Here is a 24,934-nt window from a genome sequence, read left to right as displayed (position 1 = left end):
GCTGTCCGTGGTGGGCAGGGTATGTGTGAGCTTCGGCTATAGACGCCGAGCTGGCGCCGGGTGATCCCCGTAGGATGGCACTTCAGTCCTCGGGCGTGAACGCGACACACCCGACCGCGTGTACCGGCGGGCCCGACAGTTGAACATCGCGAGTGGATCGGTGCTGCGCCTGCGCGTGGTTCCCGTGCTGGTGGATGGTCGATGTCGTCGGGCATGGGCTCGTCGTACCGACAGTTCGAGAACAACAGCGCAGCCTGCTGGTCGGCGCTGACACACCGCATGGCGTTCATACGACAGTGAGTTGCCGCGAAAGCGGCAAGCAAGGAAGAGGGCAAGCGTGGCGGGACAAAAGATCCGCATCCGGCTCAAGGCCTATGACCATGAGGCGATCGACGCGTCCGCGCGCAAGATCGTCGAGACCGTCACCCGTACGGGTGCACGCGTGGTCGGTCCTGTGCCGCTGCCGACCGAGAAGAACGTGTACTGCGTCATCCGCTCGCCGCACAAGTACAAGGACTCGCGCGAGCACTTCGAGATGCGCACCCACAAGCGCCTCATTGACATCCTCGACCCGACGCCCAAGACGGTGGACGCGCTCATGCGCATCGACCTTCCGGCGAGCGTCGACGTCAACATCCAGTGACGGCGGAGACAGGACCGATGGCTGAGAACAAGATGAAGGGCATCCTGGGCAACAAGCTCGGCATGACCCAGGTGTTCGACGAGAACAACCGGATCGTCCCGGTGACCGTCGTGCAGGCTGGGCCCTGTGTCGTCACCCAGGTGCGAACCGTAGAGAACGACGGCTACAACGCTGTGCAGCTGGCCTTCGGCGCGATTGACCCGCGCCGCGTGATCAAGCCCGTTGCGGGCCAGTTCGCCAAGGCCGGCACCACGCCTCGTCGCCACCTCGTCGAGCTCCGCATGGAGGACGTCTCCGGCTACGAGGTCGGCCAGGAGATCACCGCCGACCTCTTCGCCGATGGCGCAGTGGTCGACGTGACCGGCACCAGCAAGGGCAAGGGAACCGCCGGTGTCATGAAGCGCCACGGCTTCCACGGCCTGGGTGCGGGACACGGCGTGAAGCGCGTGCACCGCTCGCCCGGCTCCATCGGTGGCGCCTCCACCCCCGGTCGCGTGTTCAAGGGCATGCGCATGGCGGGTCGGATGGGCAACGAGCGGGTCACCACGCAGAACCTGACCGTGTACCGCGTCGACGCCGAGGCCGGCCTGCTGCTCATCAAGGGCGCCGTTCCCGGCAACAAGGGCGGACTCGTGTTCGTCAAGTCCGCAGTGAAGGGTGGTGCCCTCTGATGGCTATCGACACCAAGAAGGCTGACGCCGCCGAGGCGTCCCTGACCGTGCCCGTGCGCACCGTCGACGGTGGCACCAACGGCACCGTCGAGCTGCCCGCGTCGCTGTTCAACGTGCAGGCGAACATCCCGCTGATGCACCAGGTGGTCGTGGCGCAGATGGCCGCCGCCCGCCAGGGCACGCACAAGACCAAGACCCGCGCGGAGGTGTCCGGCGGTGGCGCCAAGCCCTACCGCCAGAAGGGCACCGGCCGCGCCCGTCAGGGCTCGACCCGCGCGCCGCAGTTCGTCGGCGGTGGCGTCGTGCACGGCCCCACGCCGCGCAGCTACGCGCAGCGCACGCCCAAGAAGATGATCGCCGCCGCTCTCCGCGGGGCGCTCTCCGACCGGGCCCGCTCCGGCCGCATCCACGTCGTCAGCGAGCTCGTGGCCAACGACGTGCCCTCCACCAAGGGCGTGAAGACGCTGCTGGGTGCGATCAGCGACCGTCGTCGCTTCCTGGTGGTCCTGGACCGTCAGGACGCTGCCGGCTGGCGCAGCCTGAAGAACCTGCCCGGCGTGCACCCCATTGCGCCGGACCAGCTCAACACCTACGACGTCCTCGTCTCCGACGACGTCGTGTTCACCAGCGCGTCGCTCGCCTCCCTCGTCGCCGGTCCGCCCCGCGGACGCAGCGCCACGGCGTCGGCTCGTTCGAGTGAGCTCGTGGAGAACGAGGAGGACAGCAAGTGATTGCCGACCCGCGTGACGTGCTCCTGGCACCGGTGATCTCCGAGAAGTCCTACGGGCTGCTCGAGTCGAACACCTACACCTTCCTGGTGTCGCCGGACGCGAACAAGACGCAGATCAAGATCGCCGTGGAGAAGGTCTTCGGCGTGACTGTCAAGAACGTCAACACCGCCAACCGCCAGGGAAAGCGCAAGCGGACGAAGTTCGGGTACGGCAAGCGCAAGGACACCAAGCGCGCGATCGTCACCCTGTCCGCCGACAGCAAGCCCATCGAGATCTTCGGGGGCCCGGTCGCCTGACGGCGCCGGGACTCGTTGAAATCAGGCAGACAAGCTGAGGACTGAGAAGACTCATGGCAATCCGCAAGTACAAGCCGACCACTCCCGGGCGTCGTGGCTCCAGCGTCTCCGACTTCGCTGAGATCACCCGTTCCACCCCGGAGAAGTCGCTGGTCCGTCCGTTGCACGGCCGAGGTGGCCGCAACGCCCACGGCCGCATCACCACCCGCCACAAGGGCGGTGGCCACAAGCGTGCGTACCGGCTCATCGACTTCCGCCGGGCCGACAAGGATGGTGTGCCGGCCAAGGTCGCGCACATCGAGTACGACCCGAACCGCACCGCCAACATCGCGCTGCTGCACTACGCCGACGGGGAGAAGCGCTACATCCTCGCCCCGGCGAAGCTGAAGCAGGGCGACACCGTGGAGGCAGGCGCCAAGGCTGACATCAAGCCCGGCAACAACCTGCCCCTGCGCAACATCCCGACCGGTACCACCATCCACTCGGTGGAGCTGCGTCCCGGTGGCGGCGCCAAGATGGCCCGCTCGGCCGGCGCCAGCATCCAGCTGCTGGGCAAGGAGGGCACCTACGCCACCCTGCGCATGCCCTCCGGTGAGATCCGGCGCGTGGACGTTCGCTGCCGCGCCTCGGTGGGCGAGGTCGGCAACGCCGAGCAGTCCAACATCAACTGGGGCAAGGCCGGCCGCATGCGCTGGAAGGGCAAGCGCCCGACCGTCCGTGGTGTCGTGATGAACCCGGTCGACCACCCGCACGGTGGTGGTGAGGGCAAGACTTCCGGTGGTCGCCACCCGGTGAGCCCGTGGGGCACGCCCGAGGGCCGCACCCGCAAGAGCAAGCCGAGCGACAAGCTCATCGTGCGGCGCCGCCGCACGGGCAAGAACAAGCGCTGACCAGGGAGGAGTGAAGGATGCCACGCAGCCTTAAGAAGGGCCCGTTCGTCGATGACCACCTCCTTGCGAAGGTGGACGTCCAGAACGAGAAGGGGACCAAGCAGGTCATCAAGACCTGGTCCCGACGATCGACCATCACGCCGGACTTCATCGGACACACGTTCGCGGTGCACGACGGCCGCAAGCACGTCCCGGTGTTCGTCTCGGACGCCATGGTGGGACACAAGCTCGGTGAGTTCGCGCCCACGCGGACGTTCCGTGGACACATCAAGGACGACCGAAAGGCGCGCCGCCGATGAGCAGCACAGACGAAGTTTTCCCGCACGCGATGGCCAAGGCCCGCTACGTCCGGGTCACGCCCATGAAGGCGCGCCGCGTCGTCGAGCTGATCAAGGGCCGTCCCGCGGCTGAGGCGCTCGCCGTCCTGCGGTTCGCGCCGCAGGCCGCCAGCGAGCCGGTGGCCAAGGTGCTCGCGAGCGCCGTCGCCAACGCCGAGAACAACCTCGGGCTGGACCCCGCCACGCTGGTCGTCTCCACGGCGTTCGTGGACGAGGGACCGACGCTGAAGCGTTTCCAGCCCCGGGCACAGGGCCGTGCCTTCCGCATCCGGAAGCGCACGAGCCACATCACGATCGAGGTTGAGAGCCGGCCGCGTCGCAGCTCCGACGCCTCGCCTCGAAACCGTAGGAGCTCGGCCGCCAAGGCCGCCTCGAAGGGAAGTGCTCAGTAGTGGGTCAGAAAATCAACCCGCACGGCTTCCGGCTGGGTATCACCACTGACTGGAAGTCCCGCTGGTACGCCGACAAGCAGTACGCGGAGTACGTCAAGGAAGACGTGGCGATCCGCAAGCTGCTCGCCACCGGCATGGAGCGCGCCGGCATCGCCAAGGTCGAGATCGAGCGCACGCGTGACCGCGTCCGGGTCGACATCCACACCGCGCGTCCGGGCATCGTCATCGGTCGCCGCGGCGCCGAGGCCGACCGCATCCGCTCCGAGCTGGAGAAGCTGACCGGCAAGCAGGTGCAGCTGAACATCCTCGAGGTGAAGAACGCCGAGGCCGAGGCGCAGCTGGTGGCCCAGGGGGTCGCCGAGCAGCTGTCCAACCGCGTGGCGTTCCGCCGGGCGATGCGCAAGGCCATCCAGTCGGCCATGCGTCAGCCGCAGGTCAAGGGCATCCGCGTGCAGTGCTCCGGTCGCCTCGGCGGTGCGGAGATGTCCCGCTCGGAGTTCTACCGCGAGGGTCGGGTCCCGCTGCACACGCTGCGCGCGGACATCGACTACGGCCTGTACGAGGCCAAGACCACCTTCGGGCGGATCGGCGTCAAGGTCTGGATCTACAAGGGCGACATCGTCGGCGGCCGTCGTGAGAACGTCGTCACCGACGAGCGTCCTGCACGGCGCGAGCGTCCGACCGGTGCGCGTCGTCGCTCCGGTGCCTCGGGCACCACCGCCACCAGCACCGACGCCGGCCGCGCGGCGGCCGAGTCGGCAGGAACTACGACGGCCCCGGCAAGCGAGGCAGCACCTGTGGCGCCTGCTGGAAGCACGGAGGGCTGAGGACATGCTGATTCCCCGCAGGGTCAAGCACCGCAAGCAGCACCACCCCAGTCGCTCTGGCAACGCCAAGGGCGGCACGCAGGTCACGTTCGGCGAGTGGGGCATCCAGGCCCTGGAGCCGGCCTACGTGACCAACCGCCAGATCGAGTCGGCCCGTATCGCGGTCACCCGGCACATCAAGCGCGGCGGCAAGGTCTGGATCACGATCTTCCCGGACCGCCCGCTGACCAAGAAGCCCGCCGAGACCCGCATGGGTTCCGGCAAGGGATCGCCCGAGTGGTGGGTCGCCAACGTCAAGCCCGGACGCATCATGTTCGAGCTGAGCTACCCCAACGAGGAGACCGCTCGTGAGGCCCTGCGCCGCGCGATGCACAAGCTCCCGATGAAGTGCCGGATCGTTACCAGGGAGGGGCAGTTCTGATGGCAGACGCAACACAGGCCGCAGAGCTCCGCGAGCTCACCGGCGAGGAGCTTGTCAGCAAGCTCCGCGAGTCCAAGGAAGAGCTGTTCAACCTGCGCTTCCAGACGGCGACCGGCCAGCTCGACAACAACCGCCGACTGCGGACCGTCCGGCGCGACATCGCCCGGATCTACACGGTCATGCGTGAGCGCGAGCTCGGTCTCGCACCGGCGCCGGTTTCGGATGAGGGTGCAGCGTGACGGTAGAGAGGGATGCAGAAGTGAGCACGGAGCAGACCGCTGCCACGAGCGAGCGCAACAACCGCAAGGTGCGCGTGGGCTACGTGGTCTCGGACAAGATGGAGAAGACGATCGTGGTCGAGCTGGAGGACCGGGTCAAGCACCCGCTCTACAGCAAGGTCATCCGTCGTACCACCAAGGTCAAGGCCCACGACGAGAACGGTGACGCCGGTGTCGGCGACCGCGTGCGGCTGATGGAGACCCGGCCGCTGTCGGCCACCAAGCGCTGGCGCCTGGTGTCCGTGCTCGAGAAGGCCCGGTAGCTCGCAAGGCCCGGTGGCTCTCGAAGGTCGGGCCGGCTCCTCGCGGAGCCAGCCCGGCTCGTTGCCCCAAGAAGTTGACAGGTAAGTTTGGACCGCGCGCGTCGGGTCGGAAATCCGCCGCGCATCACGCAGGTCAGGAGTTGTAAGTGATCCAGCAGGAGTCGCGACTGCGAGTCGCCGACAACACGGGTGCCAAGGAGATCTTGTGCATCCGCGTCCTCGGTGGCTCGTCCCGGCGTTACGCCGGTATCGGCGACATCATCGTGGCGACAGTGAAGGAAGCCATCCCGGGCGCGGGGGTGAAGCGGGGTGACGTCGTCAAGGCGGTCATCGTGCGCACCTCCAAGGAGCGTCGCCGCCCGGACGGTTCCTACATCCGCTTCGACGAGAACGCCGCAGTCCTCATCAAGCCAGACAACGAGCCGCGAGGCACGCGCATCTTCGGCCCCGTGGGCCGCGAGCTGCGCGACAAGAAGTTCATGAAGATCATCTCGCTCGCGCCGGAGGTGCTGTGATGAAGGTGCACAAGGGTGACACCGTGATCGTGGTTGCCGGCAAGGACAAGGGCGCGAAGGGCAAGGTCATCCAGGCCTTCCCGGAGAACGAGCGCGTCCTGGTCGAGGGCGTCAACCGGATCAAGAAGCACACCTCCGTCTCCACCAACGAGCGTGGTGCGGCATCGGGCGGCATCGTGACGCAGGAGGCCTCGATCCACGTCTCCAACGTCATGGTCGTCGACTCCGACGGCAAGCCCACCCGCGTCGGCTACCGCGTCGACGACAGCGGTGACCGTGCCAAGCGAGTGCGCGTGTCGCGCAAGAACGGGAAGGACATCTGATGGCGAGCAAGAAGAGCTCTGTCGCAGTGACCGACAACCCCGTCGCCGCCGCCCCCACGATGCCCCGGCTGAAGCAGCGGTACCGCGAGGAGATCCGCTCCGCCATGCAGGAGCAGTACTCCTACGACAACGTCATGCAGATCCCCGGCGTCGTCAAGGTCGTGGTGAACATGGGTGTCGGTGAGGCTGCGCGTGACGCGAAGCTGATCGACGGTGCGGTCCGCGACCTGGCGCTGATCACCGGCCAGAAGGCCGAGATCCGCCGCTCCAAGACCTCGATCGCGCAGTTCAAGCTCCGCGAGGGCATGCCGATCGGCGCGAAGGTCACCCTCCGCGGTGACCGGATGTGGGAGTTCCTGGACCGCCTGGTGAGCATCGCGCTCCCTCGCATCCGCGACTTCCGCGGTCTGTCGGGCACGCAGTTCGACGGCAACGGGAACTACACCTTCGGGCTCAACGAGCAGTCCATGTTCCACGAGATCGACATCGACTCGATCGACCGTCCTCGAGGCATGGACATCACCGTGGTGACCACCGCGACGAACAACGAGGAGGGCCGGGCTCTGCTGAAGCACCTGGGCTTCCCCTTCAAGGAGAACTGAGCATGGCCAAGAAGGCACTGGTCAACAAGGCGAACAAGAAGCCGAAGTTTGCTGTCCGGGCGTACACCCGGTGCCAGCGTTGCGGGCGTCCCCACGCCGTGTTCCGCAAGTTCGGCCTCTGCCGCATCTGCTTGCGCGAGATGGCTCACCGGGGCGAGCTCCCCGGCGTGCGCAAGTCCTCTTGGTGAGCTGAGCACCCGCTCAGCTCACCCCATGCGGACATCCCGTCCGCACTCGAACCGCTTCGCCGTAGGCCCGTTGACTCCACTTGGATCCGACGAGGGAACCGCGGCGGGAAAGGTGCACAGGTCACCTGAATGACCATGACAGACCCGATCGCAGACATGCTGACCCGTCTGCGCAACGCAAACTCGGCCTACCACGACGCAGTCGTGATGCCCCACTCGAAGATCAAGGCGAACATCGCCGAGATCCTCAAGCGGGAGGGCTACATCTCCGACTACCGGTCCGAGGAGGCGGCTGTCGGACAGTCGCTCGTCATCGACCTGAAGTACGGCCCCACCCGTGAGCGGAGCATCGCTGGTCTCCGGCGCGTGTCCAAGCCCGGTCTGCGGGTCTACGCAAAATCCACCAACCTGCCCAAGGTCCTGGGAGGTCTCGGTGTGGCGATCATCTCCACGTCCACCGGCCTGCTCACCGACCGCCAGGCGGCCAAGCAGGGTGTGGGCGGGGAAGTCCTCGCCTACGTCTGGTGAGGGAGGCAACTAATGTCACGCATCGGTAAGCTCCCCGTTCCTGTCCCGTCCGGCGTGGACGTGACCATCGAGGGCCAGAACGTCACGGTCAAGGGGCCCAAGGGCACCCTGCAGACCACCATCTCGGAGCCCATCATCGTCACGAAGGACGAGGACGGCGCTGTCGCCGTCAGCCGTCCCGACGACGAGCGGCGCAGCCGGTCGCTGCACGGCCTGTCCCGCACCCTGGTGCAGAACATGGTCATCGGCGTCACCAACGGCTACGAGACCAAGATGGAGATCCACGGCGTGGGTTACCGCGTGCAGCTCAAGGGTTCCGACCTGGAGTTCGCACTCGGCTACAGCCACCCCGTCCCCATCGAGGCGCCCGAGGGCATCAGCTTCGCGGTGGAGACCCCCACCAGGTTCTCCATCTCCGGGATCGACAAGCAGAAGGTCGGCCAGATCGCGGCGAACATTCGCCGGCTGCGCCGCCCCGACCCGTACAAGGGCAAGGGCGTCCGCTACGCCGGCGAGCAGATCCGCCGCAAGGTCGGAAAGACGGGTAAGTGACATGAGCCAGACTGCAAGCACGGCCGTCGCAGGCTCCGGGTCGAAGCGGCGCAAGCCGCTCGGCAAGGACGCCTCCACGGTTCGTCGACTGTCCCGCGCACGGCGGCACTTCCGCATCCGCAAGAAGGTCAGCGGAACGCCGGCCCGTCCCCGACTGGTGGTGAACCGCTCCTCGCGGCACATCCACGTCCAGCTGGTGGACGACCTCTCCGGTCACACCCTCGCCGCGGCCTCCACCCTCGAGGCGGACCTCCGCGCGATGGAGGGCGACAAGAAGGCCAAGTCGGCCAAGGTCGGCGCCCTGCTGGCCGAGCGGGCCAAGGCCATCGGCGTCGAGGCCGTCGTCTTCGACCGTGGCGGCAACGACTACCACGGCCGGATCGCGGCCCTGGCGGACGCAGCTCGCGAAGGTGGGTTGCAGTTCTGATGCACCCACTGACAACGGAGCACACTCTCACCATGAACGAGACGAACGGAAGGACAGCCTGATGCCGGGACGTGCGCGTGAAGGCGGTGCCGGCGCAGCTGGCGGCGCCGGTGGCGAGCGTCGGGGCGGCGGTCGCCGCGACGGCGGCCGCGGCGCGGCGCCGGAGAAGACCCAGCTCGAGCGGGTCGTGGCCATCAACCGTGTCTCGAAGGTGGTCAAGGGTGGTCGACGCTTCAGCTTCACCGCCCTGGTGATCGTCGGCGACGGCAACGGCATGGTCGGCGTCGGCTACGGCAAGGCCAAGGAAGTTCCCGCGGCCATCCAGAAGGGCTCCGACGAGGCTCGCAAGAACTTCTTCCGCGTCCCGATGATCGGTGCCACCATCACTCACCCCGTCCAGGGTGAGGCGGCGGCGGGCGTGGTGCTGCTGCGCCCGGCCAGCCCCGGTACCGGTGTCATCGCCGGTGGTCCGGTGCGCGCCGTGCTGGAGTGCGCCGGCATCCACGACGTCCTCTCCAAGTCGCTGGGCAGCGACAACGCCATCAACGTCGTTCACGCGACCGTTGCGGCGCTGAAGATGCTCCAGCGTCCGGAGGAGGTGGCGGCCCGCCGTGGCCTGCCCATCGAGGACGTCGCGCCGGCCGGAATGCTGCGCGCTCGCGCCGGACAGGGGGCCTGATCACCATGGCAGACCTCCTGGTCACTCAGGTGCGCAGCACCATCGGCACGAAGCAGAACCAGCGCAACACCCTGCGCACGCTCGGGCTGCACAAGATCCGGCAGTCCGTGGTCCGACCGGACTCCCCGGAGGTCCGGGGCATGATCTCCACCGTCGCCCACCTGGTGACGGTCGAGACGGTCAGCGCTGCAGGATCCGGTAAGGAGAGCTCGCAATGACCATCAAGCTTCACCACCTGCGGCCCGCACCGGGCGCCAAGCAGGACAAGATCCGCGTCGGTCGCGGTGAGGGCGGCAAGCGCGGCAAGACCGCCGGTCGCGGCACCAAGGGCACCAAGGCCCGCAAGAACGTGCCCGCCGCGTTCGAGGGTGGCCAGATGCCGCTGCACATGCGGCTGCCGAAGCTCAAGGGGTTCACCAACCGCAACCGCGTCGAGTACCAGGTCGTCAACGTGGCCGACCTCGCGCGGCTGTTCCCCCAGGGGGGCACCATCGGCGTCGACGAGCTCGTCGCCGCTGGCGCGGTCCGCCGCAACCAGCTGGTCAAGATCCTCGGTGACGGGGACCTCGGCTCGGTGACGCTGCAGGTGACTGCCAACAAGTGCTCCGGTTCCGCCAAGGAGAAGATCGAGGCTGCCGGTGGCAGCGTCACCCTGCTCTGAGCAGGTGAACCGGTAACACCCGCACGTGCTGCTGACCGTGGTCGGCCTGCGAACTCGCAGGGCGGCCACGGTCAGCGCGTTTCTGGCCCAGCTGCCGCCGTCGCACCGCCCGTGTGGTGAGATGAGGGGCTGTTAGAGTCAACTAGTCGGCGCCCGCACAGGGTCGCCTTGCCCGTCGTATCCCAATGCTAAGCAGGGGCAGAGCTAGTCCGCCCGAAGCTGCCAGGAGGATCAGTGCTCTCCGCCTTCGTCTCTGCCTTCAAGACCCGTGACCTGAGGCGGAAGATCCTCTTCACCCTGGGGATCCTCGCGATCTACCGCCTGGGTACCACGCTGCCGTCGCCCGGCGTCTCCTACGTCAACATCCAGACCTGCCTCAAGGAGGTCAGCGGTGGCGACAGCCAGAGCATCTACTCGCTGATCAACCTCTTCAGCGGCGGTGCCCTGCTCCAGCTCTCCGTGTTCGCGCTGGGCATCATGCCCTACATCACCGCGAGCATCATCGTGCAGCTGCTCACCGTGGTCATCCCACGGTTCGAGGCGCTGCAGAAGGAGGGCCAGTCGGGCCAGGCCAAGATGACGCAGTACACCCGTTACCTGACGATCGCCCTCGCGGTCCTGCAGTCCACCGGCATCGTGGCCCTGGCCACCCGTGGACAGCTGTTCCAGGGCTGCGACAACGACCTGTACCCGGCCATCCCCGGCGGCGACATCTTCACCATGCTGGTGGTGGTGATCGTGATGACCGCCGGCACCGCGGTGATCATGTGGCTGGGTGAGCTGATCACCGACCGCGGCATCGGCAACGGCATGTCGCTGCTGATCTTCACCTCGATCGGCGCCCAGATCCCCACCGAGGGCAAGAACGTGCTGGACAGCCGCGGGGGACTGGTCTTCGCGCTGGTCTGCCTGGCCGCCCTGGCCATCTTCGCCAGCGTGGTCTTCGTCGAGCAGGGCCAGCGCCGCATCCCGGTGCAGTACGCCAAGCGGATGGTCGGCCGCCGCATGTACGGGGGCACGTCCACGTACCTGCCGCTGAAGGTGAACCAGGCCGGTGTGATCCCGGTGATCTTCGCGTCGTCGCTGTTGTACCTGCCGAACCTGGTCGCGCAGCTGACGGCGTCCACCGACGGGTCCGTCTCCTGGTGGCAGCGGTTCATCAACGACTACCTGATCCGCCCGTCCAGCGGGCCGTACATCCTGCTGTACTTCGCGCTGATCGTGTTCTTCACGTACTTCTACGTGGCGATCACCTTCAACCCGGAGGACCGCGCGGACGAGATGAAGAAGTTCGGCGGGTTCATCCCCGGCATCCGCCCGGGCCGGCCCACCGCCGAGTACCTCAGCTTCGTGCTGGGACGCATCACGCTGTTCGGGTCGCTGTACCTGGGTATCGTGGCCGTCCTGCCCAACCTGTTCCTGGACCTCGGCAGCGGCGGCGGGCAGAACTTCCCGTTCGGTGGCACGGCCGTGCTGATCATGGTCGGTGTCGGTCTGGACACCGTGAAGCAGATTGAGAGCCAGCTCATGCAGCGCAACTACGAAGGGTTCCTGAAGTAGTGAGACTCGTCCTTGTCGGCCCGCCCGGAGCGGGAAAGGGAACCCAGGCTGCTCTGCTGTCGGCCGATCTCGGCGTTCCGCACATCTCCACCGGTGACCTCTTTCGCGCGCACATGGGGGAGGGGACGCCGCTGGGCCAGGAGGCCAAGAAGTACGTGGAGGCCGGTGACCTGGTCCCGGACGAGGTGACCATCGAGATGGTCCGCGAGCGGCTGGCCGAGCCGGATGCTGCGCAGGGATTCCTGCTCGACGGCTTCCCGCGCACCGTGGGCCAGGCCGAGGTGCTGGCCAACATCCTCGAGGAGCTGGGCCGTCCGCTGGACGCTGTGCTCGAGCTGCGCGTCACCGAGGACGTGGTGGTGCAGCGCATGCTCGCCCGCGGTCGAGCCGACGACACCGAGGCCGTCATCCGGCGCCGCATGCGCGTGTACCGGGACGAGACGGCCCCGCTGCTGGAGCACTACGCCGACCAGCTGGTCGTCGTGGACGCCGTCGGCGAGGTCGGTGAGGTCTCCCAGCGGGCACTGCGGGCGCTGCGCACCCGCACCAGCTGATGGTGCGGCTGCGCAGGCGCAAGGTGGTGCCCGCGCGGACCCCCGGCGAGCTGGACGCGATGGCGCTGGCGGGCTCGGTCGTCGCGGCTGCACTGGCCGCGGTGCGCGAGGCCGCCCGTCCCGGTGTCAGCACCGCTGAGCTCGACGAGGTCTCGGCCCAGGTGATGGCCGACGCTGGTGCCGAGCCCTCCTTCCTGGGCTACCACGGCTTCCCCGCCACCATCTGTTCCTCGGTCAACGACCGCGTGGTGCACGGCATCCCCTCCAGCGAGGAGGTGCTCGCCGACGGCGACCTCGTGTCCATCGACTGCGGTGCCATCGTCGACGGCTGGCACGGCGACTCCGCCGTCACCTTCGTGGTCGGTCCCGGCGCCCGCGAGGAGGACCTGCAGCTGTCCGAGGCGTGCCGCACCTCGATGGAGGCCGGCATCGCCGCCATGGTGGTGGGCAACCGGCTCGGCGACGTCTCGCACGCCATCGAGCTGGGCACCCGGGCCGCGGAGCAGCGCGACGGTCGCCACTACGGCATCGTCGACGGCTACGGTGGCCACGGCATCGGCCGCGTCATGCACGCCGATCCGTTCCTGGCCAACGAGGGTCCGCCGGACACCGGTCCCCGACTGGTGGAGGGCTCGGTGCTGGCCATCGAGCCGATGCTGACCCTGGGCACCGAGGACACCCTGGTGCTCGCCGACGACTGGACCGTGGTGACCACCGACGGCAGCCGGGCCGCGCACTGGGAGCACACCGTGGCGGTCACCGCCGACGGTCCCCGCATCCTCACGCTGCCCCGCTGACTCGCGCCCGCGGGGGCTGCGCAGGTGCCGCGGCACCTACCACCCAGGCCCGCATTTGGCCTGCACCGGCACGCCGCGTAGACTTCAACGACGGCGCGCACTGTGCGCCGGTTGTGCGCGTGCCCGCGAGGTCTTGCGTCTCCGCCGGCACCTGTCGCACCACTTGAGACTGCTTCCCCGCGCACCGGTCACCGGCGCTCGGGGCGGGGGTGTTGAGTTACCAGCAAGTCACTGCCACGGATCGCGGAGGACATGGGCAAGAAAGACGGGGCCATCGAGGTCGAGGGTCGGGTTGTCGAGCCACTGCCGAACGCGATGTTCCGCGTGGAGCTGGAAAACGGCCACCGGGTTCTCGCGCACATCAGCGGTAAGATGCGGCAGCACTACATCCGCATCCTGCCTGAGGACAGGGTGGTCGTGGAGCTTTCTCCCTACGACCTCTCCCGCGGGCGCATCGTCTACCGCTACAAGTAGCAGTCGTTGCGCGCGCCCGTGGCGCGTCCCCAGCAAGCAGCAACCGACCAGGAGAGCAACAGACGTGAAGGTCAACCCCAGCGTCAAGAAGATCTGTGAGAAGTGCAAGGTGATCCGCCGCAACGGTCGGGTCATGGTGATCTGCGAGAACCTGCGCCACAAGCAGCGCCAGGGCTGAGCAGCTCCACTGCACCACCCTCGCAGTCGATCTGACGCGACAGCACCACATCACTCCCCGCACCAGCTGGGCGTCCCGGGAACGGGCCGACTCAGTACACCCCCGGCCCGGAGGCCGGGGCCCGGTGGCGCCGACACGGTCGGCGTCGGTCGAACCGGGACGGACGAGGAGCAGACCTCCGGACAACTGGAAGGACACGCCGTATGGCACGGCTCGCAGGCGTCGACCTCCCCCGCGACAAGCGGATGGAGATCGCGCTCACCTACATCTACGGCATCGGCCGTACGAAGTCGCAGGAGATCCTGAATGCCACTGGCATCAGCTTCGACCTGCGCACCAAGGACCTCAGCGACACTGACCTCACCAAGCTGAGGGAATACATCGAGGAGTCCCTCAAGGTCGAGGGTGACCTGCGCCGCGAGGTGCAGGCCGACATTCGTCGCAAGATCGAGATTGGCTGCTACCAGGGCATCCGGCACCGCCGTGGCCTGCCGGTTCGTGGCCAGCGCACCAAGACCAACGCGCGCACGCGCAAGGGCCCGAAGCGCACCATCGCCGGCAAGAAGAAGGCTAGGTAAGAGATGCCCCCCAAGTCCCGCGCCGCGAGCGGTCCCAAGAAGACCCAGAAGACTCGGCGCAAGGAAAAGAAGAACGTCAGCCACGGTGCTGCGCACATCAAGAGCACGTTCAACAACACGATCGTCTCCATCACCGATCCTGCTGGCAACGTGATCTCGTGGGCCTCGTCGGGCCACGTCGGTTTCAAGGGGTCGCGCAAGTCCACCCCCTTCGCCGCACAGATGGCCGCCGAGAGCGCTGCCCGCAAGGCGCAGGAGCACGGCATGAAGAAGGTCGACGTGTTCGTCAAGGGTCCCGGCTCCGGCCGCGAGACCGCGATTCGCTCACTGCAGGCCGCCGGCCTGGAGGTCGGCACCATCTCCGACGTCACCCCTCAGCCGCACAACGGCTGCCGGCAGCCCAAGCGGCGCCGGGTCTAGCGGGAAGGGAAAGGAAGAACAATGGCTCGTTACACCGGCCCCATCACCCGCAAGTCCCGTCGACTGCGCGTTGACCTCGTCGGGGGGGACGCCGCCTTCGAGCGTCGCCCCTACCCGCCGGGCCAGCACGGCCGCGCGCGGATCAAGGAGAGCGAGTACCTGCTCCAGCTGCAGGAGAAGCAGAAGGCGCGCTTCACCTACGGCGTCATGGAGAAGCAGTTCCGCCGCTACTACGCCGAGGCGAACCGCAAGTCCGGCAAGACCGGTTCGGTGCTGCTCCAGATCCTGGAGAGCCGCCTCGACAGCGTCGTCTACCGTGCCGGGCTCGCCCGCACGCGTCGGCAGGCCCGCCAGCTGGTGACCCACGGCCACTTCCTCGTCAACGGCGAGAAGGTCGACATCCCCAGCTACCGCGTGTCGCAGTACGACATCATCGACGTCAAGCCGAAGTCGCTGGCCACCCTGCCCTTCCAGGTGGCCAAGGAGACCCTCGGTGACCGGCCGGTTCCCGGCTGGCTCCAGGTCGTCGGACCGCAGATGCGCATCCTGGTCCACCAGCTTCCGGACCGTGCGCAGATCGACATCCCGCTCAACGAGCAGCTGATCGTCGAGCTCTACTCGAAGTGATGCCCGGTCCGGCCGTGCCGCACCACGCAGCAGCGTGGGGGGCACGGCCGGGCCTGTGCACCACCCCTGGTCGCCCGGTGCACCTCGTGTGCGCCAGGCGGTCCCACGGCCCCCGCACCCGCGGCGGCCGCGCCACCCTTTCGGCGTCATATGGCGGACGTCGGTGAAGGAGAACACCACCCATGCTCATCTCTCAGCGTCCTGAGCTCTCCGAGGAGGTCCTCAGCGACACCCGGTCGCGGTTCGTCATCGAGCCGCTCGAGCCTGGTTTCGGCTACACCCTCGGCAACTCGCTTCGCCGCACGCTGCTCTCGTCCATCCCGGGCGCGGCAGTCACCAGCATCCGCATCGACGGTGTCCTGCACGAGTTCACCACCGTCCCGGGGGTGAAGGAGGACGTCACCGACATCATCCTGAACCTCAAGGGCCTCGTGGTCAGCTCCGAGGAGGACGAGCCGGTCACCATGTACCTGCGCAAGCAGGGCCCGGGTGCGGTCACCGCTGCGGACATCGTCGCGCCCTCCGGCGTCGCGGTGCACAACCCCGAGCTGCACATCGCCACCCTGAACGACAAGGGCAAGCTGGAGATCGAGCTCGTCGTCGAGCGCGGTCGCGGCTACGTCCCTGCCGTGCAGAACAAGGCCTCCGGCGCCGAGATCGGCCGCATCCCGGTCGACTCGATCTACTCGCCGGTGCTCAAGGTGACGTACAAGGTCGAGGCCACCCGCGTCGAGCAGCGCACCGACTTCGACCGCCTCGTGCTGGACGTGGAGAGCAAGCCCTCCATCACCCCGCGTGACGCGATCGCCTCCGCCGGGCGCACGCTGACCGAGCTCTTCGGCCTGGCCCGTGAGCTCAACGTCGAGGCCGAGGGCATCGAGATCGGCCCGTCCCCGGCGGAGACCAACCACATCGCCGCGTTCAGCATGCCCATCGAGGACCTGGACCTGACGGTGCGTTCGTACAACTGCCTCAAGCGCGAGGGCGTGCACACCGTGGGTGAGCTCGTCGGCCGCAGCGAGGCGGACCTGCTGGACATCCGGAACTTCGGCGCCAAGTCCATCGACGAGGTGAAGGTGAAGCTGGTCGGGCTCGGCCTGAGCCTGAAGGACAGCCCTCCCGGATTCGACCCGTCCACCGTTGCCGGGTACGACGCCGAGACCGGCACCTGGACCGACACCGAGGATGGCGAGGAAGGTGACGCCGCCGCAGGCGACGACACCGACTACGCCGAGACCGAACAGCTGTAAGCCGCTGCACCTACCCCGTCGCCGCACGCCCGCGGCGACGGGGTCGGGCGAGACCTAGAGGAGCTCCACAATGCCCAAGCCCACCAAGGGTGCCCGTCTCGGCGGGTCGCCGGCCCACCAGCGGCTGATGCTCGCCAACCTGGCGACCTCGCTGTTCACGCACGGGCGCATCACCACCACCGAGGCCAAGGCCAAGCGCCTGCGCCCCTACGCCGAGAAGCTGATCAGCAAGGCGAAGGTCGGTGACCTGCACAACCGTCGCGAGGTCATGAAGGTGATCCGCGACAAGGACGTCGTGCACAGCCTGTTCGCCGACATCGGCCCGTTCTTCGCCGAGCGCGACGGTGGCTACACCCGCATCATCAAGACGATCCCGCGCAAGGGCGACAACGCCCCCATGGCGATCATCGAGCTGCTGCAGGACAAGACGGTCACCTCCGAGGCCGACCGGGCCCGTCGGGTCGCGGCCACCAAGCCCGCCGAGACGGTCTCCGACGTGGACACCGACACCGCTGCCGAGCCGGAGGCTGCTGAGCCCGAGACCGGCGGCGACGTGCCCACCGATGGCGCCGGGACCGACGTCGACGACGTCGCGCCCGCCGCGCTGGACACCGAGGACAGGGACGCTGACAAGTCCTGACGTCCCCGACGTCGTAGCACCTGAGCCCGCCACCCCGCACCGGGGTGGCGGGCTCGTGCGCGTGCGCCTGGACATCGCCTACGACGGCACCGACTTCGCCGGCTGGGCCCGCCAGCCCGGCCAGCGCACGGTGTGCGGGGTGCTCGAGGAAGCGCTGGCCACCGTGCTGCGCACCCCGGTCACCCTCACCGTGGCCGGGCGCACCGACGCTGGCGTGCACGCCGCCGGGCAGGTGGCCCACGTCGACCTCGACCCCGCGACGATGCCGGACGGGCTGGGTCGCCTGGTGCGCCGGCTCGCCCGCCTGCTGCCCACCGACGTCCGGGTGCGCGAGCTGCGGGAAGTGCCGGCGGAGTTCGACGCCCGCTTCTCGGCCATGCGCCGGCACTACGCCTACCGCCTCACCACCGCGCCGTGGGGTGCGGAGCCGCTGCGCGCCCGGGACACCCTGGTCTGGCCGCACGAGCTGGACGTGGACCGCATCCGGGAGGCCTCCGCCCTGCTGCTGGGGGTGCACGACTTCGTCGCCTTCTGCCGCCACCGCGAGGGTGCGAGCACCGTGCGCGGGCTGGAGCGGCTGGACTGGTCCGAGCTGGCCGACGGGGTCCTGGTGGCCCGGGTGAGCGCGGACGCCTTCTGCCACTCCATGGTGCGCAGCCTGGTCGGTGCCCTGCTCGCGGTGGGGCAGGGCCGCCGCGACCGCGACTGGGTGCTGGAGCTGCTCACCGCCTCGCAGCGCTCCGGCAGCATCGCCGTCGCCCCCGCGCACGGGTTGAGCCTGGTGGGCGTGGACTACCCGCCGGAGCACGAGCTGGCCGCGCGGGCCCAGACGACACGGGCCGTGCGCGGGCCGCTGCGCTAGGCGCCCGGCAGTGCCCCGGCAGGACTAGTCGCCGCGCCGGACCGGGCCGATGAGGCTCGCCTCCTTGGGCGTGGTGACCAGGCGCATGGGGAGGAACAAGTTGGCGCCCAGCGCGATCAGACCGTCGTCGGTGAGCCCGGCGAGGTCGTCCACCACCCCGGGCGGCAGGCGCCACAGCCGACCAGCCAGCTGCGCCTGCCCCACCGGCAGCCGCTGCAGCAGGACGAGGTCGGCGGCGGTGGCGTTCCCGCCCACCTGTGGGTGCAGGTACGGGAGGACGTAGGCCGTGGACTGCCACGGGCTGCGGGTGGGGTAGAGCTCCTGGGGCACCGCCCCGCTGTCCTGCACCACCAGCACGGGAGCGTCCTCGCTGGCCCGGGGCAGCGGGCCGGGGTGCAGCCCGCGCAGCTGCAGCGGCGGCGGAGCGCCCGTCGGGTCGGCACCGGCCCCGGCTGCAGGCGTGGCGGGGGCGACGTCGGCGAAGGCCTGCTGCAGCGGTTGCCACGCCGCGGGCCGCCCGGTGGCCACCACCACCAGCACCCCGGTGGCCGCGGCCCGCAGCACCAGCTGCATCGCCAGGTAGAGCCCGCCCACCAGGGCCAGCCGGGACGGCACGGGCCGCACCAGGTGCAGCTGCACCGCGCCCCCGCGCAGGTCCGAGCCCAGCACCACGCCACCGCGGTCGCCGGTGAGGCTGAGCCGGCTCAGGGCCTCGGGGGAGAGCACGAACTCGGTGCCGATGCCCGCGGCTGCGGGTTGGCCACGCCGGCCCGTCCGCTCTGCACCGTGGGTGCTCATGCGCCCGCTCCCACCGGCAGGGTGGCCGCCACTGCGGCGGCCTGCTGCCCGTCCAGCGGGCTCAGCGCCACCCCGGTGGTCGCGCTGAGCGTCCGCAGGCGCTCGAGGGAGCCGGCCAGCTCGCCGCTGCTGCGGGCCGACACCCGCACCACCCCGCGCACCCCGACGCTGTCCTCGTCCGGACCGGGGCGCAGGGCCAGCGCGACGGTGGTGGACAGCGCCCGCACGCTGGTGAGCGCCTCCAGGCTGGCGCCGTCGGCGGGCCACCCGTCGATGGTGAAGCTGGCGTGCTCGACGTCGCCGGTGCGCACGCCGCGCCAGTGCTCGCGCAGCTGGAGCTCCTGGCTGGACCCCGCGGCGGGAGCGAGCTCGGCGGCGGACACCGCCGCCCGCAGCAGCTCGTCGCGGGTGAGCACCCGGCTGGTGAGCCCCGCCTGCTCCAGCGCCCCGCGCACCCGGGCCACCGCGCCCACCAGCGCCCGGTGCGCCCCGGCCACGCCGCCCCCGCGGATCTGCACCGCCGAGGGGCAGCGCCGCGGGTCCAGCCGCACCGTCACCCAGGTGGCGCGCTGAGCCACCGCGGGCAGCGGGCCGAGCACCTCGTTGTAGGCAGCCACGGCGGCGGAGGTGGCGGGCAGGCGCGAGCTCGCGGGGTAGCAGTGCCAGATGACGCCGATGGAGTCCAGCACCACCCCGCGGTCGTCGAGGGTTGCGGCCAGCCCGCGCAGGGGGATGTCAGTGTGCGCGCCCACCGCGGAGACCATGGCGGGCACCGGGTCGATGGCCACCGTCGCCGTCCAGGTGCCGTCGTGCCAGGCGAGTCCGATCGGCTGCTGCTCGTGGTCGGTGCCGCTGGCCACCACCAGGTCGTCCACGAGCAGCCGCAGCAGGGCCACCCGCGGGTCGGCGGCACCGGCCAGGGCACCGGCGTCGGTGCGCGAGCCGGTCACGCTCGGGTCCGTCGCCGCCGGCTCGACAGCGCGGCTGCGGCCGCGCAGCACGAAGCGCACCAGGATGACCACCCACTGGGTGAGCCACCGGCCGTGTCGGCGGGTGGCGGCCAGCGCGAGCGCGACCACGCCGAGCAGCGCCGCCAGCGGCCACAGCCGGGTGGACAGCGCCAGCACCAGCAGCGTCGCCGCGGCGCCCACCTCTGCCACCACGAGGTTGGTCAGCGGGAGGCCGGCCACCGTGGTGCCCACCGGCGCGCGCCGGAGCCCGGCGTCGGCGCGCCGGCTCCGGTGGCGTGCCGGAGCGCCCTCGGCAGCGTCACCGCGGGTAGCGCTCATGTGCTCGGCCCTTCCCGCCTCGTGGTCGCCGCCGACGGCCAGGTGCCCACTACTCTGGCGGAACCGCTTGGGCCAGTAGTGCGCAACGGGCACAACAGCGTTCTGCCGCCGGGTTATCGTCGGCAACCGTACAACGCCGAGGGGCTGGGGAGGGTCGATGGCGGCAACACCGACGACGAAGTCGCAGGTGCAGGCCTATCGCTTCATCCTGCGGCGGATGGAGCACGCGCTGGTCCGCAAGGACGCGGTGATGCTGCACGACCCGATGCGCACCCAGGTGCGGGCCACGGTGGTCGGGCTGGTGCTGGCCATCATCGGCCTGGCCGGCTTCGCCCTCTTCGCGCTGTTCCGTCCCGCCGGTGGGCTGGGTGACCAGGCGATCGTCACGGTCAAGGACTCTGCTGCCACCTACGTCCGGCTCGAGGGTGTGCTGCACCCGGTGCTGAACCTGGCCTCGGCGCGGCTGGTGGTCGGCCAGGCCGTCGCTCCCAGCGAGGTGTCCGCCGCCGCGCTGGCAGACCTGCCGCGCGGGCCGCTGCTGGGCATCCCCGGGGCGCCCGCCCTGCTGCCGGGGGAGGACGCCCGCCCGGAGGCCACCTGGACGGTCTGCGACACCCTGAGCACCGACGCCACCGCGCGGTCCGCCAGCCAGCAGGCCAGCGCCACCACGACCACCACGGTCATCGCCGGCAGCGTCACCGCGCCACCGGTGCCCGCCGACGGCGCGCTGCTGGTGCAGGGCCCGCCCGAGCCCGGCTTCGTCGAGGGCGCCACCTACCTGGTGCAGGACGGGCGGCGGGCCCGCATCGACCTGGCCGACAAGCGGGTGACCCGGGCGCTGGAGCTCGACGGCGCCACCGCCCGGCCGATGAGCGCCGCCGTGCTCAACGCGATTCCCGCAGTGGGGCAGCTCAGCCCGCCCACGGTGCCCGGCGCCGGGGTGCGGCCCAGCTTCGCCGGGGTGGACGCGCTGCCGGCGAGCGCGGTGGTGGGCACCGTGCTGCAGGTCAGCAGCGGAGCCGACCAGCAGTCGTACGTGGTCCTCGCCGACGGGGTGCAGTCGGTGTCGCCCGTGGTGGCGCGGTTGCTGCAGTACGCCAGCTCCGGGGACCCGGTCACCGTCTCCTCATCGGCGATGGGGGTGCCGCCCACCGCGCAGACCACGTTGGCCGTGGACGACCTGCCGAGCCGGATGCCCGCCCTGGTGCAGGCCGACACCGCCCCGGTGGCCTGCATGTCCTGGGACGGCACGGGCACCGAGCCGCAGCCGGCCGCCGCGGGAGCAGCGCCGCACACGCTCAAGCCCACGGTGCGCGTCGGCGACAGCCTGCCCGTGCCCACCGGGGCCCAGGTGGTGCCGCTGGCCCAGGCCGACGGACCGGGCCCGCAGCTGGACTCGGTGTACCTGCGCCCGGGCCAGGGGGCGCTGGTGCGGGCGGTGAGCCCCGGCACCGACGTCGGCGAGCTGTTCCTGGTCAGCGACACCGGGGTGCGCTACGGCATCCCCAACGTCGAGACCGCACAGGTGCTGGGGCTGGGCAGCCGGGTCGACCTCGCGCCCAAGCAGGTGCTGGCGCTGCTGCCCATCGGCCCCGAGCTGAGCCAGCAGGCCGCGCTGCTCGCCCACGACGGGCTGGCGGGCGACCCCAGCCCGTCCGCGGTGCCGCTGCCCGGCGACTAGTCGGGCTGCTGGTTGCGGCGGTGCCGGCGCACGGCGTCGAGCACCGCGAAGGTGATGAGCACCAGGGCCAGTGCGGTGGCCGAGCCCACGAAGGCCACCGTCCGGGCCGTGTGGTCGGGCGCCGGCGCCGGCGGCGGCGCGCTGAGCTGGGTGGTGCTGGTGCTGGCGGACTGGGCCGAGACCTCCTCGGGCAGCACGTCGGCGACTGCGGCCACCGGGTCCACCACGCCGTGGCCGACCTGGGGCGTCCAGCCGCCGGAGGGGGTGCGTGCGGTGGCCTTGATCCGGGCCACGACCTGCTTGGCGGAGAGGTTGGGAAACCGGGCCCGCACCAGTGCTGCCGTGCCGGCGACGTAGGGCACTGCGAAGCTGGTCCCCTGGATGGGGGCCAGCTTCAGGCCCGGGGGCTCGGCGAGCCGGTTGGTCAGCCCGGTGGCGCCGGGGGCGGGGTCCAGCGAGGTGATGTCCTCTCCCGGGCCAGCCACCCCGACCCACGGCCCGGCCAGGCTGAAGTCGGACGGGCTGCCGTCCTCGGCGACGGCCCCCACGGTGAGCACGGAGTCGCTGTACCAGGCGGGGCTGACGATGGTGGCGACCGCGGACCGGCCGGCCACCCCGGGCTGGCTGGGCGACGTGGAGTTCTGCGTCTGGCAGGCCCCCGCCGAGCCGGCACCGGTGTTGCCGGCCGCGGCGACCACCACCACGTCGCGGTCGGCGGCCTGGCGCAGGGCCGCCCCGAGGGCACTGTCCTGCAGGCGCACGTTCGCCGGGGCGCAGGCCGCCTCGGAGATGTTGATGACCCGTGCGCCCAGCTCCACCGCTCGCGTCACCGAGCGGGCCAGGGTGTTGAGGTTGCCGTAGCCGACGGTGCCCGAGCCCTGCTGGCCCACCGTCTCGTAGTACTTGCTCGACTGGCGGATGCTGATGATCGTGGCGCCCGGTGCCACCCCGGCGAAACCGGTCTGCTCGGTGGTGTCCACCGATGCCGCGATGATCCCCGCGACGATCGTGCCGTGGCCGTCGCAGTCGGTGAGACCTTGGCTGTCGGAGACGTAGTCGCCGCCCGGGGCCAGCCGGCCGGCCAGCCGGGGGTGGGCGTTCACCCCGGTGTCGATCACGGCCACCGGCACGCCCGCGCCGGTGCTCAGGGCCCACGCGTCCTCGAAGCGCAGCTGGCTCTGGCCCCACGGCACCGCGGCGATGGTCGACCCGGCCGTGCCCGGGGCGGCCTGCACGCACGCCACGTTCGTCCGGACGGTGGGGGCGTCCGGGGCGATCGGCAGCGCGGTCGGCGTGATCAACGGGTCGGGCGGGGCCGGCGTGGTGTAGCTGGGCGACGGAGTGGGGGTGGGTGCCGGCTGGGCAAGGACCGGTGGGGCCAGCGCGGCGGGGGAGCCCAGCGTCAGCACGACCGCCGAGGCAGCCACGGCAGCCGAGCAGCGGCGCGCACGTCGCGTCACAGGTGCCGCATCGTGGAGTAGAGGTCCATCACCGCCAGGGCCAGCGGCAGCACCACCGCGATGAGCACCGCCTCGACCAGCTCGACCGTGCGCCGCAGCACCGGGGAGAACCGCTGGCGGGGGAACACCACGCCGAGCACCAGCGCGGCGGCGGCCAGCAGCAGGCAGGTGGCGAAGACCCATGTCCCGAGGGTCCGCTGCTCGCCGGTGCACAGCCACCCGACGACGAGCCCGGCACTGGTGGCGGTGCCGGCCAGCAGCAGGGACACCGCCTGCGTGCCGTTGGCGTAGGTGCGGGCCCGCAGCATCAGCACGGCGGCCACGACGATGGCGAAGGCCACCCCGAACCGGCCCTGCTCGGCGGCCAGCAGCGCCCCGGCGCCGGCGGTGACGCCGAGCCCGATGACCAGGCCGGACAGGTACTGGTGGCCCAGCGCGGCCTGGCGCTCGATGCTGGCACCGTCGGGGAACTCGGTGTCGTCGTCCTGGTTGAGCTCCTGGGCCGAGATCGGCACCGAGGGCAGCGGCAGGCGAGCCAGGTGGATGGTCAGCCGTGGCGCCACGGACAGACCGACCAGCGCAGCGGCGGCCATCCCGGCGCCGATGCCCCACTGCGGGTGGGCCACCAGCACGGCGACCACGCTGGCCCCGGCCCCCAGCAGGCCCGCGACGACGACGGCCACGAAGGGGGTGACCCCGGTGGCGGTCAGCGCCAGCGCGGCGGTGGCCAGCACGGCCGCCACCACGCAGGCCAGCAGCAGGTGTGGGCGGCCCAGCTCGCCGGGCACCGCGAACAGCCCGGCCAGGGCGCCCAGCGGCAGCGCCCCCACTCCGATCACCACCGCGCTCCGGCGGTCCCGGTATACCCGGGCCACCACGGCGGCCACCGCCACGAGGACCGCAGCGGCACCAGCGGCCGCGATCGCCTCGCCGGTGCCCGGACCGGCGAGGTACAGCGCCACGGTGGCGGCCAGCAGGGCCAGCAGCGTGGTTCCCGCGCCCAGGGCGCGAGCGGTCTGGGCGGTCCACGGCCGGTAGCCGTCCGGCGCGCTCAGCGCCACCGCGTCGATCACGTCGTCGTAGAGAGGCGGCGGCGGTGACTCCGAGCGCTTGCGCAGCTGCAGCAGCTCACCGTCGAGCACGCCCTGGGCGGCCAGCGTGCGGGTGGCGTCCAGCGGGCCCTGCGCCACGCGGGCCAGGCACCAGCCGCCGTGCGGGGCGCCGCCGTCGGCGGTGGTGGCACGGCCCATGTCCAGCAGCATGGGCAACAGGTCGGCCACCGCGACGTCGGAGGGCAGCGCCACGTCGATCCGGGTGCGCGGGGCCAGCACGGTGGTGCGGGTGTACGCCGCCCCCGTGGCTGCGGGCGCGCCCGGCGGGGTGGGGGAGACGGTGCTCCCGGGTGCTGGTGCCACTGCCGTCACTGGTGGGTCTCCTCGTCCTGGTCCGCGCCCGCGGCGGCCCCGTCCGGTGCGTCGTCGAGATCGGCTCTCGCTCGAGTCAGTTGTCCCCGAGTGCAAACGGAGCGTGCACAGTGGACG

At 70.4% G+C, this 24,934-nt stretch carries 37 protein-coding genes; 33 read left to right on the top strand and 4 right to left on the bottom strand.

Features of this window, described 5'->3' with window-relative positions; all coding sequences use genetic code 11:
- Positions 1-337: 337 nt before the first annotated feature.
- The 32 genes from rpsJ (at position 338) to truA (ending at position 18,165) form a co-directional block, all read left to right on the top strand.
- Entirely contained in the window at positions 338-643 is a 306-nt protein-coding gene (rpsJ, locus tag ELX43_RS14175) for a 30S ribosomal protein S10 (protein ID WP_003938093.1), read from the top strand.
- A 17-nt stretch (positions 644-660) separates the two neighbouring features.
- Positions 661-1,314 (top strand): 50S ribosomal protein L3, encoded by a 654-nt coding sequence (gene rplC / locus ELX43_RS14170; protein ID WP_127783987.1) that lies wholly within the window; start codon positions 661-663, stop codon positions 1,312-1,314.
- The gene (gene rplD, locus ELX43_RS14165) at positions 1,314-2,045 is read left to right on the top strand and encodes a 50S ribosomal protein L4 (protein WP_127783986.1); all 732 of its coding nucleotides are present in this window, start codon (positions 1,314-1,316) and stop codon (positions 2,043-2,045) included. Before rplC ends, rplD begins: the two co-directional genes overlap by 1 nt.
- Positions 2,042-2,341 (top strand): 50S ribosomal protein L23, encoded by a 300-nt coding sequence (gene rplW, locus ELX43_RS14160; protein WP_127783985.1) that lies wholly within the window; start codon positions 2,042-2,044, stop codon positions 2,339-2,341. Before rplD ends, rplW begins: the two co-directional genes overlap by 4 nt.
- Positions 2,342-2,394: 53 nt before the next feature.
- A complete protein-coding gene (gene rplB, locus ELX43_RS14155) occupies positions 2,395-3,231 on the top strand; it encodes a 50S ribosomal protein L2 (RefSeq protein WP_127783984.1) in 837 nt (278 codons plus the stop codon).
- 17 nt (positions 3,232-3,248) lie between these two features.
- Complete coding sequence (gene rpsS, locus ELX43_RS14150) at positions 3,249-3,530, top strand: 30S ribosomal protein S19 (protein ID WP_127783983.1); 282 nt, start codon at positions 3,249-3,251, stop codon at positions 3,528-3,530.
- Entirely contained in the window at positions 3,527-3,961 is a 435-nt protein-coding gene (gene rplV / locus ELX43_RS14145) for a 50S ribosomal protein L22 (protein ID WP_127783982.1), read from the top strand. Before rpsS ends, rplV begins: the two co-directional genes overlap by 4 nt.
- Entirely contained in the window at positions 3,961-4,788 is an 828-nt protein-coding gene (gene rpsC / locus ELX43_RS14140; protein ID WP_127783981.1) for a 30S ribosomal protein S3, read from the top strand. Before rplV ends, rpsC begins: the two co-directional genes overlap by 1 nt.
- A 4-nt stretch (positions 4,789-4,792) precedes the next feature.
- Entirely contained in the window at positions 4,793-5,209 is a 417-nt protein-coding gene (rplP, locus tag ELX43_RS14135; RefSeq protein WP_127783980.1) for a 50S ribosomal protein L16, read from the top strand.
- The gene (gene rpmC, locus ELX43_RS14130) at positions 5,209-5,448 is read left to right on the top strand and encodes a 50S ribosomal protein L29 (protein ID WP_127783979.1); all 240 of its coding nucleotides are present in this window, start codon (positions 5,209-5,211) and stop codon (positions 5,446-5,448) included. Before rplP ends, rpmC begins: the two co-directional genes overlap by 1 nt.
- 20 nt (positions 5,449-5,468) lie before the next feature.
- Complete coding sequence (rpsQ, locus tag ELX43_RS14125) at positions 5,469-5,750, top strand: 30S ribosomal protein S17 (protein ID WP_127783978.1); 282 nt, start codon at positions 5,469-5,471, stop codon at positions 5,748-5,750.
- 146 nt (positions 5,751-5,896) lie between these two features.
- A complete protein-coding gene (gene rplN / locus ELX43_RS14120; RefSeq protein WP_127783977.1) occupies positions 5,897-6,265 on the top strand; it encodes a 50S ribosomal protein L14 in 369 nt (122 codons plus the stop codon).
- A complete protein-coding gene (gene rplX, locus ELX43_RS14115) occupies positions 6,265-6,588 on the top strand; it encodes a 50S ribosomal protein L24 (protein ID WP_127783976.1) in 324 nt (107 codons plus the stop codon). The genes rplN and rplX overlap by 1 nt, the downstream gene beginning before the upstream one ends.
- Before the next feature lie 59 nt (positions 6,589-6,647).
- Positions 6,648-7,190: a 50S ribosomal protein L5 gene (rplE, locus tag ELX43_RS14110; protein WP_127784924.1), complete on the top strand. Its 543-nt coding sequence runs from the start codon at positions 6,648-6,650 to the stop codon at positions 7,188-7,190.
- 2 nt (positions 7,191-7,192) lie between these two features.
- On the top strand, positions 7,193-7,378 hold the full coding sequence (locus ELX43_RS14105; RefSeq protein ID WP_127783975.1) for a type Z 30S ribosomal protein S14: 186 nt from the start codon (positions 7,193-7,195) through the stop codon (positions 7,376-7,378).
- Between the two features lie 129 nt (positions 7,379-7,507).
- The gene (rpsH, locus tag ELX43_RS14100; RefSeq protein WP_127783974.1) at positions 7,508-7,906 is read left to right on the top strand and encodes a 30S ribosomal protein S8; all 399 of its coding nucleotides are present in this window, start codon (positions 7,508-7,510) and stop codon (positions 7,904-7,906) included.
- A gap of 12 nt (positions 7,907-7,918) precedes the next feature.
- The gene (rplF, locus tag ELX43_RS14095) at positions 7,919-8,458 is read left to right on the top strand and encodes a 50S ribosomal protein L6 (protein WP_127783973.1); all 540 of its coding nucleotides are present in this window, start codon (positions 7,919-7,921) and stop codon (positions 8,456-8,458) included.
- A 1-nt stretch (position 8,459) separates the two neighbouring features.
- On the top strand, positions 8,460-8,885 hold the full coding sequence (rplR, locus tag ELX43_RS14090) for a 50S ribosomal protein L18 (RefSeq protein ID WP_127783972.1): 426 nt from the start codon (positions 8,460-8,462) through the stop codon (positions 8,883-8,885).
- Positions 8,886-8,946: 61 nt separating this feature from the next.
- Positions 8,947-9,564, top strand: a complete 618-nt coding sequence (gene rpsE, locus ELX43_RS14085; protein WP_127783971.1) for a 30S ribosomal protein S5 — start codon at positions 8,947-8,949, stop codon at positions 9,562-9,564.
- Between the two features lie 5 nt (positions 9,565-9,569).
- Positions 9,570-9,782, top strand: coding sequence for a 50S ribosomal protein L30 (gene rpmD, locus ELX43_RS14080; protein ID WP_127783970.1), 213 nt, complete (start codon positions 9,570-9,572; stop codon positions 9,780-9,782).
- Entirely contained in the window at positions 9,779-10,225 is a 447-nt protein-coding gene (gene rplO, locus ELX43_RS14075) for a 50S ribosomal protein L15 (RefSeq protein ID WP_127783969.1), read from the top strand. The genes rpmD and rplO overlap by 4 nt, the downstream gene beginning before the upstream one ends.
- A gap of 234 nt (positions 10,226-10,459) precedes the next feature.
- The gene (gene secY, locus ELX43_RS14070; RefSeq protein ID WP_127783968.1) at positions 10,460-11,785 is read left to right on the top strand and encodes a preprotein translocase subunit SecY; all 1,326 of its coding nucleotides are present in this window, start codon (positions 10,460-10,462) and stop codon (positions 11,783-11,785) included.
- Positions 11,785-12,339 carry an adenylate kinase gene (locus ELX43_RS14065; RefSeq protein ID WP_127783967.1) on the top strand — a complete coding sequence of 185 codons (555 nt, stop codon included), beginning with the start codon at positions 11,785-11,787 and terminating at the stop codon, positions 12,337-12,339. Before secY ends, ELX43_RS14065 begins: the two co-directional genes overlap by 1 nt.
- The gene (map, locus tag ELX43_RS14060; protein WP_127783966.1) at positions 12,339-13,136 is read left to right on the top strand and encodes a type I methionyl aminopeptidase; all 798 of its coding nucleotides are present in this window, start codon (positions 12,339-12,341) and stop codon (positions 13,134-13,136) included. The genes ELX43_RS14065 and map overlap by 1 nt, the downstream gene beginning before the upstream one ends.
- Positions 13,137-13,388: 252 nt before the next feature.
- Entirely contained in the window at positions 13,389-13,610 is a 222-nt protein-coding gene (gene infA, locus ELX43_RS14055; RefSeq protein WP_029136093.1) for a translation initiation factor IF-1, read from the top strand.
- A 64-nt stretch (positions 13,611-13,674) separates the two neighbouring features.
- Positions 13,675-13,788 carry a 50S ribosomal protein L36 gene (rpmJ, locus tag ELX43_RS14050; RefSeq protein WP_084521119.1) on the top strand — a complete coding sequence of 38 codons (114 nt, stop codon included), beginning with the start codon at positions 13,675-13,677 and terminating at the stop codon, positions 13,786-13,788.
- Between the two features lie 203 nt (positions 13,789-13,991).
- Complete coding sequence (gene rpsM, locus ELX43_RS14045; protein WP_127783965.1) at positions 13,992-14,366, top strand: 30S ribosomal protein S13; 375 nt, start codon at positions 13,992-13,994, stop codon at positions 14,364-14,366.
- Positions 14,367-14,369: 3 nt separating this feature from the next.
- Positions 14,370-14,786, top strand: a complete 417-nt coding sequence (rpsK, locus tag ELX43_RS14040; protein WP_127783964.1) for a 30S ribosomal protein S11 — start codon at positions 14,370-14,372, stop codon at positions 14,784-14,786.
- 21 nt (positions 14,787-14,807) lie between these two features.
- Positions 14,808-15,413, top strand: coding sequence for a 30S ribosomal protein S4 (rpsD, locus tag ELX43_RS14035; protein ID WP_127783963.1), 606 nt, complete (start codon positions 14,808-14,810; stop codon positions 15,411-15,413).
- A 182-nt stretch (positions 15,414-15,595) separates the two neighbouring features.
- Positions 15,596-16,663 carry a DNA-directed RNA polymerase subunit alpha gene (locus tag ELX43_RS14030; RefSeq protein ID WP_127783962.1) on the top strand — a complete coding sequence of 356 codons (1,068 nt, stop codon included), beginning with the start codon at positions 15,596-15,598 and terminating at the stop codon, positions 16,661-16,663.
- 70 nt (positions 16,664-16,733) lie between these two features.
- The gene (rplQ, locus tag ELX43_RS14025; RefSeq protein ID WP_127783961.1) at positions 16,734-17,303 is read left to right on the top strand and encodes a 50S ribosomal protein L17; all 570 of its coding nucleotides are present in this window, start codon (positions 16,734-16,736) and stop codon (positions 17,301-17,303) included.
- The gene (truA, locus tag ELX43_RS14020) at positions 17,227-18,165 is read left to right on the top strand and encodes a tRNA pseudouridine(38-40) synthase TruA (RefSeq protein WP_127783960.1); all 939 of its coding nucleotides are present in this window, start codon (positions 17,227-17,229) and stop codon (positions 18,163-18,165) included. Before rplQ ends, truA begins: the two co-directional genes overlap by 77 nt.
- 24 nt (positions 18,166-18,189) lie before the next feature.
- On the opposite strand, the gene ELX43_RS14015 is transcribed toward truA, so the two are convergent.
- Entirely contained in the window at positions 18,190-18,963 is a 774-nt protein-coding gene (locus tag ELX43_RS14015; protein WP_127783959.1) for a hypothetical protein, read from the bottom strand.
- The gene (eccE, locus tag ELX43_RS14010; protein ID WP_127783958.1) at positions 18,960-20,252 is read right to left on the bottom strand and encodes a type VII secretion protein EccE; all 1,293 of its coding nucleotides are present in this window, start codon (positions 20,250-20,252) and stop codon (positions 18,960-18,962) included. Before eccE ends, ELX43_RS14015 begins: the two co-directional genes overlap by 4 nt.
- Before the next feature lie 157 nt (positions 20,253-20,409).
- On the opposite strand from eccE, the gene eccB reads away from it, so the two are divergent.
- Positions 20,410-21,933 carry a type VII secretion protein EccB gene (gene eccB, locus ELX43_RS14005; RefSeq protein ID WP_127783957.1) on the top strand — a complete coding sequence of 508 codons (1,524 nt, stop codon included), beginning with the start codon at positions 20,410-20,412 and terminating at the stop codon, positions 21,931-21,933.
- On the opposite strand, the gene mycP is transcribed toward eccB, so the two are convergent.
- Positions 21,930-23,393 (bottom strand): type VII secretion-associated serine protease mycosin, encoded by a 1,464-nt coding sequence (mycP, locus tag ELX43_RS14000; RefSeq protein ID WP_127783956.1) that lies wholly within the window; start codon positions 23,391-23,393, stop codon positions 21,930-21,932. The two genes, eccB and mycP, sit on opposite strands and share 4 nt — an antisense overlap.
- Positions 23,390-24,817: a type VII secretion integral membrane protein EccD gene (gene eccD / locus ELX43_RS13995; RefSeq protein WP_206518022.1), complete on the bottom strand. Its 1,428-nt coding sequence runs from the start codon at positions 24,815-24,817 to the stop codon at positions 23,390-23,392. The genes mycP and eccD overlap by 4 nt, the downstream gene beginning before the upstream one ends.
- Positions 24,818-24,934: the final 117 nt, after the last annotated feature.

Origin of the sequence: Rhodococcus sp. X156 (assembly GCF_004006015.1) — a bacterium.
Taxonomy (GTDB): domain Bacteria; phylum Actinomycetota; class Actinomycetes; order Mycobacteriales; family Mycobacteriaceae; genus X156.
The sequence above is the reverse complement of the archived record's forward strand: the minus strand, read 5'-3'. Positions and strand labels throughout refer to the sequence as shown.

Bases quoted from the DNA above. Each gene is read 5' to 3' on its own strand.
- rplC (WP_127783987.1), top strand. From the start codon at position 661: ATGGCTGAGAACAAGATGAAGGGCATCCTGGGCAACAAGCTCGGCATG.
- rplD (WP_127783986.1), top strand. From the start codon at position 1,314: ATGGCTATCGACACCAAGAAGGCTGACGCCGCCGAGGCGTCCCTGACC.
- rplB (WP_127783984.1), top strand. From the start codon at position 2,395: ATGGCAATCCGCAAGTACAAGCCGACCACTCCCGGGCGTCGTGGCTCC.
- rpsS (WP_127783983.1), top strand. From the start codon at position 3,249: ATGCCACGCAGCCTTAAGAAGGGCCCGTTCGTCGATGACCACCTCCTT.
- rplV (WP_127783982.1), top strand. From the start codon at position 3,527: ATGAGCAGCACAGACGAAGTTTTCCCGCACGCGATGGCCAAGGCCCGC.
- rplP (WP_127783980.1), top strand. From the start codon at position 4,793: ATGCTGATTCCCCGCAGGGTCAAGCACCGCAAGCAGCACCACCCCAGT.
- rpmC (WP_127783979.1), top strand. From the start codon at position 5,209: ATGGCAGACGCAACACAGGCCGCAGAGCTCCGCGAGCTCACCGGCGAG.
- rplX (WP_127783976.1), top strand. From the start codon at position 6,265: ATGAAGGTGCACAAGGGTGACACCGTGATCGTGGTTGCCGGCAAGGAC.
- rplE (WP_127784924.1), top strand. From the start codon at position 6,648: ATGCCCCGGCTGAAGCAGCGGTACCGCGAGGAGATCCGCTCCGCCATG.
- ELX43_RS14105 (WP_127783975.1), top strand. From the start codon at position 7,193: ATGGCCAAGAAGGCACTGGTCAACAAGGCGAACAAGAAGCCGAAGTTT.
- rpsH (WP_127783974.1), top strand. From the start codon at position 7,508: ATGACCATGACAGACCCGATCGCAGACATGCTGACCCGTCTGCGCAAC.
- rplF (WP_127783973.1), top strand. From the start codon at position 7,919: ATGTCACGCATCGGTAAGCTCCCCGTTCCTGTCCCGTCCGGCGTGGAC.
- rplR (WP_127783972.1), top strand. From the start codon at position 8,460: ATGAGCCAGACTGCAAGCACGGCCGTCGCAGGCTCCGGGTCGAAGCGG.
- rpsE (WP_127783971.1), top strand. From the start codon at position 8,947: ATGCCGGGACGTGCGCGTGAAGGCGGTGCCGGCGCAGCTGGCGGCGCC.
- rpmD (WP_127783970.1), top strand. From the start codon at position 9,570: ATGGCAGACCTCCTGGTCACTCAGGTGCGCAGCACCATCGGCACGAAG.
- rplO (WP_127783969.1), top strand. From the start codon at position 9,779: ATGACCATCAAGCTTCACCACCTGCGGCCCGCACCGGGCGCCAAGCAG.
- map (WP_127783966.1), top strand. From the start codon at position 12,339: ATGGTGCGGCTGCGCAGGCGCAAGGTGGTGCCCGCGCGGACCCCCGGC.
- infA (WP_029136093.1), top strand. From the start codon at position 13,389: ATGGGCAAGAAAGACGGGGCCATCGAGGTCGAGGGTCGGGTTGTCGAG.
- rpsM (WP_127783965.1), top strand. From the start codon at position 13,992: ATGGCACGGCTCGCAGGCGTCGACCTCCCCCGCGACAAGCGGATGGAG.
- rpsK (WP_127783964.1), top strand. From the start codon at position 14,370: ATGCCCCCCAAGTCCCGCGCCGCGAGCGGTCCCAAGAAGACCCAGAAG.
- rpsD (WP_127783963.1), top strand. From the start codon at position 14,808: ATGGCTCGTTACACCGGCCCCATCACCCGCAAGTCCCGTCGACTGCGC.
- ELX43_RS14030 (WP_127783962.1), top strand. From the start codon at position 15,596: ATGCTCATCTCTCAGCGTCCTGAGCTCTCCGAGGAGGTCCTCAGCGAC.
- rplQ (WP_127783961.1), top strand. From the start codon at position 16,734: ATGCCCAAGCCCACCAAGGGTGCCCGTCTCGGCGGGTCGCCGGCCCAC.
- truA (WP_127783960.1), top strand. From the start codon at position 17,227: ATGGCGCCGGGACCGACGTCGACGACGTCGCGCCCGCCGCGCTGGACA.
- ELX43_RS14015 (WP_127783959.1), bottom strand. From the start codon at position 18,963: ATGAGCACCCACGGTGCAGAGCGGACGGGCCGGCGTGGCCAACCCGCA.
- eccE (WP_127783958.1), bottom strand. From the start codon at position 20,252: ATGAGCGCTACCCGCGGTGACGCTGCCGAGGGCGCTCCGGCACGCCAC.
- eccB (WP_127783957.1), top strand. From the start codon at position 20,410: ATGGCGGCAACACCGACGACGAAGTCGCAGGTGCAGGCCTATCGCTTC.